Here is a 13146-nt window from a genome sequence, read left to right as displayed (position 1 = left end):
TTTGCAATTATTCTAGTTCTTTTAGTGCTCTTAGTTCTTTTCGGATTTGAAAAAATAAAAAAAAGCAAAAGAAAACTAACAAAACTAATGAAGACCACACTATATAGTTATAAAAGCCCTTTGATAAGGACATTTTAAAATCAGGTAACAAGGTCCAAAATGCATAGCTATAAATGGCTAATAAAACTGGAGTCAAAATTCCATGTATATACATTCTACTCTTATAATAGTTTTCAAGCTTTGCTTTAAAATTTTGAGTGTCAATTGCAATTGATAAATTTCTTAGATGGTTCATACTAAAAATTTCAACTAATACTCGCAAAAATAGTGCTGCTATCATAACTCCTAAGGCAATAGCAACATGTCTATATTCTATCGCTTTGATATAGATAAAGAAAAACACAAGAACGCCAATTGTGCTTAACAAAACTAGATTTCCAATTCTTTGCTTCTTGGCTAGATTCTTAATTCCATTTTTTAATTCAGAGAAATTTGCTTCAGTTGGAACCTGATCAGCCTGCTCTTTCCAATTGCTTTTTATTCTTTCGAAATCATTCATGATTTACACATTTTGTGAGTTGATTTTTAATTCGATGAATTCTAGTTCTAACAGCTTCGTGTTTTAAACCCATAATAGCGGCTATCTCTTTTTGCGCTAGTCCTTCAAGTTCCATAAGAATTATTCCTTTGTTTGTTGCACTCAACTTATTAATGCAACGATACATGTCTTGATATTGCTTTTCTTTTATTTGAGTTGCCTCTTCTTTTTGGAGAATATCTTCAGTGAGCAATGTATCTGAAAATCGTTTGGACTTTTTATTCCTTAGACTAATTAAACAAGTATTAATTGCTATTCTATAAATCCAAGTTGAAATATTACTTTCTTTTCTAAAGGTCTTTATGTTGTTCCAAACTTTAATAAACACTTCTTGGGTTAGGTCCTTAGCCAGATCCGTATCTCCTGAAACATACCCCATACATAGGCGCAGTATTCTGGCATAGTTGTCATTATAAATTTGCTTGAACTCCGTTTCAGACACAATTATTCTGATTAAATTTTTGATTTTAATGTATTTAAAAACCAATCAGGTTTATCATACATGATAAAATGAGATGCTCCCTCTGCAAAAATGAGTTCATAATTTGTCAGGTTCTTATACTGCTCTTCGTATGTTTTTCTTGCTATTTGTTCACCAAAAGGTTGAGTTGCTGCCAAAATGGTTACAGGTATTTGAATTGCAGAAACTTTTTCTCTTAAATCAACTTTTAAATAATCTATATATCCATAAACATAAGTTTCTCTATCTGCCATTTCCATCCATTCAATGATTTGATTTCTCTTGTCTTGATTTGATGTCATCCCTAAAGCCATCTGTATTGCCATACTCTTAAAATCAGCCGCATTCATTGCTAGTACTTGGTTATTATATGGACTTTCGTAAACCAAATTTTCACTTTTATAATCCGGAAACATTAAGGCTCCGCTTGCTGTTAACGCGTCTACAATAATCAATTTTTCAAATAAAGGTTCCTTAGCCGCTAATGACAAGGCTAGTGTACCGCCTAAACTATGGCCAATTGCCGTAGCTTTCTCTAGACTATTTTCTTTTATATAATCTAAAACTTCTTTTTCAATTTTAGGATACCAAGGAAATTCGATTGGTGTAACGGCTCCGAATCCAGCAAAGGTGAATAGGTGACATTGATATTCTTTTGAAAGTTCAGCGACTTGTTCTTCCCATACCTTATCGGTGCACGTAAAACCAGGGAAAAATAAAAGAGGCTCTCCTTGACCAACGACCTTTACTTCAAACGCTTTGTTTTGCGAACTTAAGTTCCAGACAAACATAGCAGTCAATACTACTAAAAAAATACTTCTTAAATTTTTCATCTCTATAAGTTTTAAATCAATTTTACTCTTTGATTCAAGACTTAAAAAATGTTACATGGAAATTAAAAATTATTTTAATTCTAGTCTTTTCATAGCGACAAAAGCACAGCCAAAAGCTATTAATAAGAAAACTGCAGCAAGCGCATATGCAGCTCCTGGAAAATAGTAAATAGTCTCAGGTTTTATAAAATAGTAAAATACAGGTGCAAATACTAGTTGACCTAAAATAGCAGTCACACTTACCAAGCCAGTTATGGATCCTTGAAGAATACCCTGTTCCTTTTGAGAAACTTGATTAGAAATTATTCCTTGTACGGTGGGTCCAGCTACTCCACCTAGTGCATACGGAATTAGAAATGCATATAACATCCATGGTTCAGAAGCCTGTGAAAACAAGAACATACCAATAGTCCATAATAAAAAGCCAAAAGTCACTACTTTACGTTTTCCGAACCATTGAACCACTTTACCCACTAAAAAGCCTTGTACAATAGCCACAAGCACTCCAACTACCATTAGTGAAAAACCTATTTGTTTCGGATTCCAATCAAACTGTTCAATAGTAAAATATGACCAAACTGAAGGCAATGCCTGTCCAGCTAAGTTTGCCAAGAAAAAAGCAAGAATTAATAAAAGAACCCCTTTATAATTTCGAAGCGCAAACAAAGATACCCCCGGTATCATTTTTTTAAATTCAATCTTTCTTCTATTCTCTTTGGTCAAGGATTCTGGCACCACAAACCACCCAAATAAGAAGTTAGCGAAGGTCAGACCAGCAGCAATATAAAAAGGTAGTCTAATATCAATTTCACCGAAATAGCCACCAATACCAGGGCCTATAATAAAACCTAAACCAAAGGCAGCTCCAATGAGACCAAAATTTTTAGCCTTTTCTTCATCTGAGCTTATATCTGCAATATAAGCGGTAGCAACTGTGAAACTTGCTCCAGTAATTCCGGCCAAGAATCGACCTATAAAAAGCCAAACAATTGTTGGAGCCCAGGCATGAACTAGATAATCAATACTTAAGCCTAATAATGAAATCAATAAGATGGGTTTTCTTCCATATTGGTCTGAAATTTCACCCAAAACCGGTGAAAATAGAAATTGCATACCCGCAAAAGCTGTAGTTAGCCACATTCCATAAATTACGGCTTTGGCTGTTCCCTCTCCGGTAAGCTCCATTATAAAGTCAGGAATTATAGGCAGTATAATCCCTATTCCTATTACATCAACTAATACCGTGATGAAAATGAAAAATAAAGCGGTCTTTTTTGATTTCATTGCTGCGCAAAAATCGTATAAAAAACAAAGCCCCGCGTAAAAGCGGGGCTATATTTATTTTTTAGTCTAGCAATAGAGGCATAGTTTCTCTTTGCTCGCAATAACGTTAATTGTTCAATGCCTCTGAACTTGAAAAATTGACTTCGCTCAGGCTACGTCTAATTGTTCAATGCCTCTGAACTTGAAAAATTGACTTCGCTCAGGCTACGTCTAATTGTTCAATGCCTCTGCGCCACCAACAATTTCTAAAATTTCATTTGTAATAGCAGCTTGTCTTGCCTTATTGTAGGTCAACTTCAATTGATCTCTCAACTCTGTCGCATTATCAGTTGCCTTATGCATCGCCGTCATACGGGCTCCATGCTCACTTGCGAAAGAGTCTCTTATTGCTTTATATAACTGTGTCTTCAAAGATTTAGGAATCAATTGCGCTACTATCTCTGGCTTTGAAGGCTCAAAGATATAATCAGAAGCTCCTGAAGTATCACCTTCCATTGGTACAATCGGAAGAAACTGCTCGGACATTACAATTTGAGTGGCGGCGTTTTTGAACTTGTTATAAACTAATTCAATCTTATCATAATCACCTTCAACAAAACGTTGCATTAAGCTCTCAGCAATCTCAGCAACATTGTCAAAAGTTAAATCATCATAAACGTTGCTATGATTAGTAAGAACGGTGTCCTTCTTACCTAAGGCATCGTTTGCTTTTTTTCCAATAGCAACAAAATCAATTTGCTTTTCGCTATAGGTCTCTTTTAAAACAGCACATTGCTTCAAAATATTGGTATTAAAAGCACCACACAAACCTCTATTCGAAGTAATAGCAACAACTAAAACCTTATTGACTTCGCGATTATCAGCATACTTACTCCCTGCATCACCATCTAGACTCGCACTTAAACTTTGTAAAAGCTCTGTTAGTTTATCTGAATATGGTCGCATTGCAGTAATAGCATCTTGCGCTTTTTTCAATTTTGCAGCAGATACCATTTTCATGGCACTTGTAATCTGCATAGTTGAAGAAACTGATGCTATTCTATTTCGTATTTCCTTAAGATTAGCCATTAATCAATTTAAAAAGGATGAAACTTATGCTCTATATTTTCCTGAAAGGTCTTTACAAACTGACGTTAACGTTTCCGTTACCTCGTCTGTTAATTTACCAGCCTTTAAAGTGTCTAAAATACCTCTGTGCTTAGCGTTCAAGAATTCAATGAAATCTCTTTCAAATTCTTTTACCTTATCTACAGGAACATCTCTTAACAAGTTTTTCGACCCAGCAAAAATAATTGCTACTTGATCTTCAACAGTAAATGGATCGTTTTGAGCTTGCTTTAAAATCTCAACGTTACGACGTCCTTTTTCAATAACATTTAAAGTAGCTGCATCTAAATCAGAACCAAACTTTGCAAAGGCTTCCAATTCACGGAACTGCGCTTGATCCAATTTTAATGTACCTGCAACTTTTTTCATTGATTTTATTTGAGCAGAACCCCCAACACGAGATACTGAAATACCAACATTAATTGCAGGACGCACCCCTTGGTTAAATAAATCTTGCTCTAAGAAGATTTGTCCATCCGTAATGGAAATTACGTTTGTTGGAATATAGGCAGAAACATCACCTGCTTGTGTTTCTATAATTGGTAATGCAGTTAATGAACCTCCACCTTTTACGATTGGTTTCAATGAATCTGGCAAATCATTCATATTTTTTGCAATACCATCATCGGCAATTACTTTAGCCGAACGTTCTAATAATCTTGAGTGCAAATAGAAAACATCACCAGGATATGCTTCACGCCCCGGTGGTCTTCTTAATAAAAGAGAAACCTCACGGTAAGCAACTGCCTGCTTAGATAAATCATCATAAATAATTAATGCTGGTCTACCTGTATCTCTAAAATATTCCCCTACAGCCGCTCCAGCAAAAGGAGCATATACCTGCATTGGTGCAGGGTCTGATGCGTTAGCCGCAACAATAGTTGTATAAGCCAATGCGCCCTTATCTTCTAAGGTTTTTGCAATAGCAGCAACTGTAGATGCCTTTTGACCAATCGCAACATATATACAATATACTGGTTCACCAGCATCATAAAATTCTTTTTGATTTAGAATGGTATCGATACAAACTGTGGTTTTACCAGTTTGACGGTCACCAATTACTAATTCACGTTGACCTCTACCAACAGGAATCATCGCATCAATAGCCTTGATACCAGTTTGTAATGGTTCGTTTACTGGTTGACGATAAATAACCCCTGGCGCTTTACGCTCTAGTGGCATTTCGAATGTATCTCCAGATATTGGTCCTTTTCCATCGATTGGTGTCCCTAAGGTATTTACCACACGACCAACAATGCCTTCTCCAACATTGATAGACGCAATACGCTGTGTACGTTTTACAGTATCACCTTCTGCAATCTCTCTAGATGGGCCTAATAGTACCACACCAACATTATCTTCTTCTAAGTTTAATACAATACCTTCAATACCGCCGTCAAATTCTACTAATTCACCGTATTGAGCGTTCGCTAAACCATACACTCTGGCAATACCATCACCTACTTGTAGTACAGTACCTACCTCATCCAATGAAGCAGTTGCTTCAAAACCTGATAATTGTTGCTTTAATATTGCTGAAACCTCAGCTGCTTTTACTCCTGCCATTTTTATAGACTATTTGTAAATTCTCGTTTTAATCCGTTCAGTTTGTTTGCCACACTGGCATCATATTGCAAATCGCCCACTCTTAGAATGAAACCTCCAACAATACTTTCATCAACTTTATTTTCAATGGTCACTTTATTACCCGTCATTTTAGTAATCTGTGCCAGTATTTTTTTCTCTATATCCGCCGTCAAAGGAACTGCTGATGTTACAAAAGCCACATCTTCGCCCTTCATTTTCTCAAAAAGAATAATGTATTTGTAAGCGGCCTCTTGAAGCATTTCAATACGTTTATTACTTGTAAGGGTATCAATTAGTCCCAAAGTAATTTCATGACTTCCTTTGAATATAGCATTCAGTGAATTCTTTTTTACCTCACTTTTTACAACAGGACTAGACAATACACTCTGTAACTCTGAATTTTCAGAAATTACAGTTGCAATAGTACGCATGTCTTTTTCAACTTTGTCAGCTGCTTTCTTTTCAGCAGCAAAATCTAAAGTTGCTTTTGCATATCGTATGGCTGCTCTAGCTTCGTTCATTGCTTAGTTCAATTTGATATCACCTAACATATCTTCAACTAACTTGAGTTGCTTCTTTTTGTCAGATAGTTCTTCTTTGATTACTTTTTCAGCTATATCAACCGAAAGGTTGGCAACTTGTGCTTTAATGTCAGCCACCGCTGCTTTCTTTTCACTTTCAATTGCCGCTTGAGCTTGCTTAAGCATTTTATCTCCCTCAGCTAATGCTTGTTCTTTAGCCTCAGAAATAACCTTTTCTTTTATTTCACGTGCTTCTTTCAACATCGCTTCTCGTTCAGCTCTAGCCTCCTTCAAAAGCTTTTCACTATCTGCAGTAACATTTTGCATTTCTTTTTTGGCATCTTCAGCAGCCGCTAAGGCATCTTTAATGCCGTCTTCACGATCATTAACTGCCTTAAGAATTGGTTTCCATGCATACCTTCTTAACAAAAGTAAAAGCAATCCGAACAATAGTATTTGCCAGAAGAAAAGTCCGAAAGAAAAATCGTTAACTAACTTATCCATAATATCTTACTTATTTCAATTTATAGTAACAACAACTATGACCAACCGTCATAGCTGTTGTTCAGTATTATTATCCTACGAATAACGCAGCAAATCCAATACCTTCAATAAGTGCTGCTGCAATCAACATCGCTGTTTGGATTTTACCAGTAGCTTCTGGTTGACGTGCAATAGCCTCCATTGCAGAACCACCAATTCTACCAATACCGATACCAACACCAATAACGATTAAACCTGCTCCTACTATAGTTGGAATTTCCATAATATATATAAATTAAAAATTAAACATTCTTTTTAATGTGCCTCATCATGATCGTGTTCCTCAACAGCGAAACCAAAATATAAGGCTGATAATAATGTAAATATGTAAGCTTGAAGTGCTGCCACCAAAAGCTCTATGATTGATAGGAAAAAGGCTAAAAACAATGATAAGCCACCGCCGAACCAATTTTTAAAAATAAATACCAAAGCAATAATGCTCATTAGTACAACGTGACCGGCCATAATATTTGCATACAAACGAATCATTAGTGCAAATGGCTTAATAAAAACTCCCAATAATTCTATAGGAGCTAAAATAAACTTCATTGGAACAGGAACTCCTGGCATCCAGAAAATGTGTTTCCAGTAATTCTTGTTTCCTGAAAATTGTGTAATTATAAAAGTAAAAAGTGCTAGTGCAAAAGTAATGGCTATGTTACCTGTCACATTAATCCCAAGTGGAGTCAATCCAAATAAATTTAAAAACCAAACAAAGAAAAAGACCGTTAATAAATAAGGCATGAATTTCTTATACTTAGTTTCACCAATATTGGGTCTAGCAATATCATCTCTTATGTAAAGTACTATTGGCTCAAAAAATCTACCTGCACCCGTTGCTATTGGTCCTTTACCAAATGATTTTGCCAAACCTCCAAAAAGTAAAAACATCAATATTCCCACAATAAAAATCATGAAAACGTTTTTAGTTATACTAAAATCTAAAGGCTTAGAATTAGTAACATGATGGTCTTCATCGTATTCAACAGTACCTTTTGCATCAGTTTTATAGATTTTACTATGATATAATTTATAGTAATTACCATTACTCTCTGCTATTGTTTCACCATGATGAAACTTTGAAGATGAAAATACTTGTAAACCATTATCCCATAAAATTACCGGTAATGGAAAGCCATAATGCTTGTGATTTTCCTTGTCAGAAAAAAGCGTGAATGAATGGGAGTCTTGAATGTGATGTTCAATATCAGCTTTAATTTCCTTCTTTATTTCTTCTTTCGAAGTCACATGGCTGGTGGACTCGCCTAGTTCGTGATTTTGGGCAAAAGAAATAGCTGAAACTAAAAAAAGTAAAAAAGTTAATTTTTTTAATGAAAATTTTCTTGGCATATCAAACAGATATTGATGTCTTAAAAATCCGTGCAAATGTAAGTCTTTCTACAATAAAGAAAAAAGCAAATTGATCTTTATTTTAAAGGTGATTTCGGTTGAAGCAAACACCTTCAATTTAATCTAACTTTTTAAGCATTTTAAAGATGTAGAATGTCTCTATAAACAAGGCGATTAAGTACGGAACGAAAAAAGCATAAAACTCCACCTTTTCTATAACCCCGTCTTGTCTGTAAATTGGGTAGAAAAAAATAAAAAAGACGGCAAATTTTAAAAGACTTCCTGCAATAAACAGAAATCCTATTTGGTTTTTAAGTTTTTCTTTTAAAAGAAATAATATGATAAAAATTAATGATGCCAATAACCCATTTACCAAATAAGATCTTATAATGAGATTATCAAATCTCAGAAAACCATTGAAATCAAGTAATAAAATATGGACAAAAAACGAAGACGCTAAAAAAAAGCAAATAAGAGTAATGAACTGGAAAATAGTGGGAATTCTAGTAATCACTGTTCAATTCTTTTTAGGTGTTGGAGCACCACATATATGGCTATAGCGACACCAAAAAGTGTTAAAATCAAAGTAAAAATGGGCTTTTCCATCTCATAATTCTCATCTAACCAGTTTCCTCCTTTTACAGCAAGAAAAATGATTGCTCCCATTTCGAATGCAATGCCTGAAAGCAAGGCAGCGTTCTTAAAATTATTTTTTTTAGGAGACTTTTGCTGGCTCATTAACCTTATTCGACTGTAATTTATGTGTTGCGCCAGAAGAAGGAGTGCCTTTACCCATTGTACAAGAAGCGTTAAATGTTGCCCCTGGCTCTACTGCCAACTTAGATACATTCACAGTCCCCTCTATTTTAGCTGAACTTTTAAGAGCTAATAGTTCAGATACATAAAGTTCTCCATTAAAGTTACCTTCAATATCAGCATTTACGCATTCAACTTTTCCTTTAATTAAGCCATCTTTTCCAATAACTACTTTTCCTGAGGTCTTTACATTACCCTCAAGCTTTCCATCAATCCTGAAATCAGCTTGGGAGGTAATATCACCTTTTATTACTGTGTTCTTTTCAATTCGGTTTGGCTGGCCGCCAAAACCATCCATAGGTTTTTGTTTATCTGAAAACATTAGTTCGAGGTTTTTGGGGTTAAAATTTGCGTTTTATAATCTTCAATGTTCTTATGTACAAGAATCGTTTTATAGTTGGATGATAAAACTACAAAATTCTCATCCTTAATTCTGTAGTCTTTGTTGTTTTTTATAAGTTCAGCATAGCCTAAAGCAAAATCTTTTGATTTGAACCCATGGACGACAACAAATTGGTCTTCCAATGTGTAAATATCTTTTGAAACCAAATTCTTGTATTTTAAATCTTTAACAACCTCTTGCATACGTTTTAAGAGCTTTAAAGCTTTTTCGTTGTCTCGGTTTTTGAAAGGAAAAACAACCTTCCAATTTCCAGCTCCCTCAGAACCGGTTTCAGGTGAAAATTCTTTTGAAGCTAGTTTTGGTAATTGCTCAGCAACCATTTGCTCCGCTTTTTTTCCTTCCGGATTGTTAGGATAAGTCAGTGCAACATAATTCAGTGCCTCTTTAAAAGGTTCAAAGCCTTGTAATCTGCCTATAGCATTCGCTTTGAGCATTTCAAATTTTGGCACTATAGGGTCGCCGGTATATTTATTGATGTTTTCTTCAGATAGTGTAATCACTTTTAAAAACTGTTGGTCTTGATAAAGCTTATAGAGGTCGGCGTATTTTTTATCAGGACTATTAGCTTCATTAGCCAATACTGCTTGAGGGTTTAATAAAATTTCAGCATAACGGGTATTAGCATGATTATTGATAATGTTTTGCTTCATTTCTAAAGCTAATGGACTACCCGATTCTTCATAAATTTTATATAAATTATACTTAGAAGGTAATACTAATCTTTCTTCAGGGTTAGAAGCCAAAACACTTTCTAATTTACCTGCTGCTAAAAGGTTCTCTTTAAACTTTTCTTTATAAATCAGACCTAATTGATAGTTAGCAAAATTTCGTTCTGTTCTTAAACTATCCACAATAGCCACATCAGTAGGAACTTGATTCAAATAAAAATCAACAGAATACTTTTCTTCTTCCGATAAGGGCGATGCTATACTATCTGAAGTTACTATGTTACCTGTTGACTCTGAAGGTAAAGCCTTGCTTTTATCGCTCCAACGCCAATCATCTTCTAATTCTCTGGTACCCCAACGAGTTTTAAAGTCGGTTTTACCATAACCCAAACTTGTGATATTATAGAAGTAAAACTTACCCTTATTTTCTTTACCACCAGGCGAATTACCAAAAGCTGCAAAACCTGCACTTGCCTTTTTATCTTTTTCAGCCTCAGCCTCAGCTGCCTTTCTTTGTAATTCTGCAATGTACTCTTCAAAATAAGTGATACGGTCTTGCTCGGGCATTTCGTAAACTGTTATGACGCTGTCAGCATATTGGGCAATATCTTCGTATTTGATAACATCTTCCAGATTGTCAAACTTCTTTTTAATTGCTCTATACTTTCTCGTATCTACGGCCAAATTGGTCAATACGCTATCATAATAGGCCCCTGCATTTTTATATTCGTTATGGTCAAAATTGTATTCGGCTAAATTCTCATAATTCTTAGAATTTAACTTTCGATCTTGTTGTGTAACACGTAATGATTTATTGAAATATGCGATGGCCAAACTATCTGAGCTCGTTTCTAAATGAAATTTTGCAATTTGACGGTATATTTTATCTAAAAAGGGGCGGTTCTCACGATTTTCTTCCAAATCGGTAAGGTATTCAAGCATTTCTTCATAGTTCGTGTCTGTTAATTCTGTATTCTGAATTTTCTTTAGGTGGGCATTAATCATGTAAACCCTTGGTGCTTTTCTATTCAAGGCAATTACCTTATCAAAAGCATAATTAGCACTGTCTTTAAAACCTAGTTGGTTGTATAGTTGCCCAATGATAAAAAGATACCGGCCTCTTTCTTCATTTTTTTTGGTATAACTCTGGGCTATTTTTAGTTTTTGTATCGCTGTGTCTGCAGCTTTTAGATTTAAATACGATTGCGCCATTACCGCGTTAGCATCCGCATACTCTTGATTGCTCAACTCATCGTACTTAAAAAGGTTTTTAAGATTTTTTATTGCCAATTCTGGATTGTCTAATCGCATATTGGTTTTCTCTCTCCAAATACGTGCTTCATTAAACTTATCGCTATTAGTGTATTTTCTAAGGATGTAATTGAAAGATTCTAAAGCGGGAATATAACGTTGGTCAAAATATCGTGCTTTACCCAATAAAAGAAAAGCTTCATCAGTTTGAGGATTGCGCTCTTCATCTTTAATATCCATACTATGTTTTTGTATGGCTTTGGTAGCTTTTTCTTCAGCAATTACAAAATTTGGATTGTTGTCTTCAGAATCGAGTTTTATCTCATCTGTTACCTCTAAGCGTTCGACAGGTAGTATCTCCCAGAAATCATCGCGATATGAATTGTTCAATTCTTGACGGCCAGTTTCAAATGCAATATTACCGTTATACAGTGTATTGTACTTCGTATTTAATGCATGCCAATTGCGATTAATGAACTTATCCTTTTTAACCGAACAAGCATTAAATACCAACATTCCGACGATACCGGAAATAAAAAGTTTTATGTGAAGCTTCAATGTATTAATCTTTCCTAGGTATCATAACTAAAAAAAGCCCTGTTTAGTGTAGGGCTTATCGATAAAATGAAGTTGAAATTTGCTTAGTCCCCTATTTTTAATAAATCAAAAGCTAACTTATCTATTTTACCACCGCTTTCATGAAAACCTGAAACGTTTGAGAGAATGACTATTCCGTTCTTATTTTCTATATCAAGAACCATACATGACCTATAACCTCCAGTAGCTCCATTATGCCAAACCAAGCGTTTTGTGTTTGATTCTTTTTTGATATGCCAGCCAAGGCCAATAGCCATGTCATCATTAATACTGTAAGTCTCTTTTCTTGTCAACAATAGCTCTTTATTGGCGTTATTAAATTGAGCTAAAATAAATTTGGACATATCTTCAACATTTGATAGTACACCACCGGCACCTACCAATATGTTTAAATCCCAATTTGATGTTGGTTTTCCTTTGTTATCTAAACCTTGAACCAATAATGATGTTAGTTTTTCAGCTTTAGTTGTGCTGTTAAACATCTCATACTTTTTAAAAACCTTTTCTAACAATAATGCTTCATAACCTTTGTCATAAATATTGGTCAGAGCATAACCCAACAAACCTGCTCCCAGATTTGAGTATTCGTATTTTACATTTCGCTTATCTGGCAGTTTGATGTAAAGTTCTAAGAATTCCCTTAATGCTTTCTCACCATAATCTTTGAATGGGTTAGAAGGGTCACTACTATTGAATATAAAATTGCCGGGCATTCGAGGCAGACCAGAAGTATGGTTTGCAAGTTGCATCATACTAAATTCATAATCATTATGCACTTTAAAATTCAAATGCTCATTTACAGATTCCTTAATTTTAACCTTTTCTTCAAGAATAGCATTTGCCAGTATTGTACTGGTGAAGACTTTTGAAATTGATCCTATTTCAAAAACACTTTGTTCGTTTTTAATGGGTTCTAATTCATTTGAGTTTTTAACGAAACCACTATATGTTACTTGGCCGTTATGTATAAAACCAAATGCAATTTCGGTGTTGACAGGAAACAATTCAAAAGCTTTATGAATAAGCTTTGATTGATTATCAGAATCTAGTTCATTGTTAGTTTTTTCTTGACTCAAACAAGTCAAAAACAAAAAACAGGCAATTGGTAGAATGAATTTGTTCATATTC

Annotated in this window: 14 protein-coding genes; all 14 read right to left on the bottom strand. The window is 34.7% G+C overall.

Annotated features, from left to right (window positions below; genetic code table 11):
- Window positions 1-7 precede the first annotated feature (7 nt).
- The 14 genes from RM542_RS02820 to RM542_RS02755 all read right to left on the bottom strand — a co-directional run bounded on the left by RM542_RS02820 (window position 8) and on the right by RM542_RS02755 (window position 13142).
- The gene (locus RM542_RS02820) at window positions 8-559 is read right to left on the bottom strand and encodes a hypothetical protein (RefSeq protein ID WP_311384192.1); all 552 of its coding nucleotides are present in this window, start codon (window positions 557-559) and stop codon (window positions 8-10) included.
- Complete coding sequence (locus RM542_RS02815; RefSeq protein ID WP_311384191.1) at window positions 552-1040, bottom strand: RNA polymerase sigma factor; 489 nt, start codon at window positions 1038-1040, stop codon at window positions 552-554. The genes RM542_RS02820 and RM542_RS02815 overlap by 8 nt, the downstream gene beginning before the upstream one ends.
- A gap of 11 nt (window positions 1041-1051) precedes the next feature.
- Window positions 1052-1891: an alpha/beta hydrolase gene (locus tag RM542_RS02810; RefSeq protein WP_311384190.1), complete on the bottom strand. Its 840-nt coding sequence runs from the start codon at window positions 1889-1891 to the stop codon at window positions 1052-1054.
- 69 nt (window positions 1892-1960) lie between these two features.
- Window positions 1961-3175 carry a TCR/Tet family MFS transporter gene (locus RM542_RS02805; protein WP_311384189.1) on the bottom strand — a complete coding sequence of 405 codons (1215 nt, stop codon included), beginning with the start codon at window positions 3173-3175 and terminating at the stop codon, window positions 1961-1963.
- Window positions 3176-3385: 210 nt separating this feature from the next.
- Entirely contained in the window at window positions 3386-4243 is an 858-nt protein-coding gene (atpG, locus tag RM542_RS02800) for an ATP synthase F1 subunit gamma (protein ID WP_311384188.1), read from the bottom strand.
- 24 nt (window positions 4244-4267) lie between these two features.
- On the bottom strand, window positions 4268-5848 hold the full coding sequence (gene atpA, locus RM542_RS02795) for a F0F1 ATP synthase subunit alpha (RefSeq protein WP_311384187.1): 1581 nt from the start codon (window positions 5846-5848) through the stop codon (window positions 4268-4270).
- A gap of 2 nt (window positions 5849-5850) precedes the next feature.
- Window positions 5851-6390, bottom strand: coding sequence for an ATP synthase F1 subunit delta (gene atpH, locus RM542_RS02790; protein WP_311384186.1), 540 nt, complete (start codon window positions 6388-6390; stop codon window positions 5851-5853).
- A 3-nt stretch (window positions 6391-6393) separates the two neighbouring features.
- The gene (locus RM542_RS02785; RefSeq protein ID WP_311384185.1) at window positions 6394-6894 is read right to left on the bottom strand and encodes a F0F1 ATP synthase subunit B; all 501 of its coding nucleotides are present in this window, start codon (window positions 6892-6894) and stop codon (window positions 6394-6396) included.
- 70 nt (window positions 6895-6964) lie between these two features.
- Window positions 6965-7156, bottom strand: a complete 192-nt coding sequence (gene atpE, locus RM542_RS02780; RefSeq protein WP_138854164.1) for an ATP synthase F0 subunit C — start codon at window positions 7154-7156, stop codon at window positions 6965-6967.
- A 32-nt stretch (window positions 7157-7188) separates the two neighbouring features.
- Window positions 7189-8283, bottom strand: coding sequence for a F0F1 ATP synthase subunit A (gene atpB, locus RM542_RS02775; protein WP_311384184.1), 1095 nt, complete (start codon window positions 8281-8283; stop codon window positions 7189-7191).
- A 510-nt stretch (window positions 8284-8793) separates the two neighbouring features.
- A complete protein-coding gene (locus tag RM542_RS02770) occupies window positions 8794-9021 on the bottom strand; it encodes an AtpZ/AtpI family protein (RefSeq protein ID WP_311384183.1) in 228 nt (75 codons plus the stop codon).
- A complete protein-coding gene (locus RM542_RS02765; protein ID WP_311384182.1) occupies window positions 8999-9421 on the bottom strand; it encodes a polymer-forming cytoskeletal protein in 423 nt (140 codons plus the stop codon). The genes RM542_RS02770 and RM542_RS02765 overlap by 23 nt, the downstream gene beginning before the upstream one ends.
- Window positions 9421-11937, bottom strand: a complete 2517-nt coding sequence (locus RM542_RS02760; protein WP_409220516.1) for a tetratricopeptide repeat protein — start codon at window positions 11935-11937, stop codon at window positions 9421-9423. The genes RM542_RS02765 and RM542_RS02760 overlap by 1 nt, the downstream gene beginning before the upstream one ends.
- A gap of 125 nt (window positions 11938-12062) precedes the next feature.
- On the bottom strand, window positions 12063-13142 hold the full coding sequence (locus RM542_RS02755) for a serine hydrolase domain-containing protein (protein WP_311384180.1): 1080 nt from the start codon (window positions 13140-13142) through the stop codon (window positions 12063-12065).
- Window positions 13143-13146: the final 4 nt, after the last annotated feature.

Source organism: Croceitalea sp. P059 (assembly GCF_031846365.1).
Lineage (GTDB): Bacteria > Bacteroidota > Bacteroidia > Flavobacteriales > Flavobacteriaceae > Croceitalea > Croceitalea vernalis.
Note: the sequence above shows the minus strand (reverse complement) of the source record. Positions and strands in the feature narration are given on the sequence as shown.

Coding starts and splice junctions, on each gene's coding strand:
- RM542_RS02805 (WP_311384189.1), bottom strand. CDS start 3,175: ATGAAATCAAAAAAGACCGCTTTATTTTTCATTTTCATCACGGTATTA.
- RM542_RS02765 (WP_311384182.1), bottom strand. CDS start 9,421: ATGTTTTCAGATAAACAAAAACCTATGGATGGTTTTGGCGGCCAGCCA.
- RM542_RS02760 (WP_409220516.1), bottom strand. CDS start 11,937: ATGTTGGTATTTAATGCTTGTTCGGTTAAAAAGGATAAGTTCATTAAT.
- atpE (WP_138854164.1), bottom strand. CDS start 7,156: ATGGAAATTCCAACTATAGTAGGAGCAGGTTTAATCGTTATTGGTGTT.
- RM542_RS02810 (WP_311384190.1), bottom strand. CDS start 1,891: ATGAAAAATTTAAGAAGTATTTTTTTAGTAGTATTGACTGCTATGTTT.
- atpA (WP_311384187.1), bottom strand. CDS start 5,848: ATGGCAGGAGTAAAAGCAGCTGAGGTTTCAGCAATATTAAAGCAACAA.
- atpH (WP_311384186.1), bottom strand. CDS start 6,390: ATGAACGAAGCTAGAGCAGCCATACGATATGCAAAAGCAACTTTAGAT.
- RM542_RS02820 (WP_311384192.1), bottom strand. CDS start 559: ATGAATGATTTCGAAAGAATAAAAAGCAATTGGAAAGAGCAGGCTGAT.
- RM542_RS02755 (WP_311384180.1), bottom strand. CDS start 13,142: ATGAACAAATTCATTCTACCAATTGCCTGTTTTTTGTTTTTGACTTGT.
- RM542_RS02785 (WP_311384185.1), bottom strand. CDS start 6,894: ATGGATAAGTTAGTTAACGATTTTTCTTTCGGACTTTTCTTCTGGCAA.
- atpB (WP_311384184.1), bottom strand. CDS start 8,283: ATGCCAAGAAAATTTTCATTAAAAAAATTAACTTTTTTACTTTTTTTA.
- RM542_RS02770 (WP_311384183.1), bottom strand. CDS start 9,021: ATGAGCCAGCAAAAGTCTCCTAAAAAAAATAATTTTAAGAACGCTGCC.
- atpG (WP_311384188.1), bottom strand. CDS start 4,243: ATGGCTAATCTTAAGGAAATACGAAATAGAATAGCATCAGTTTCTTCA.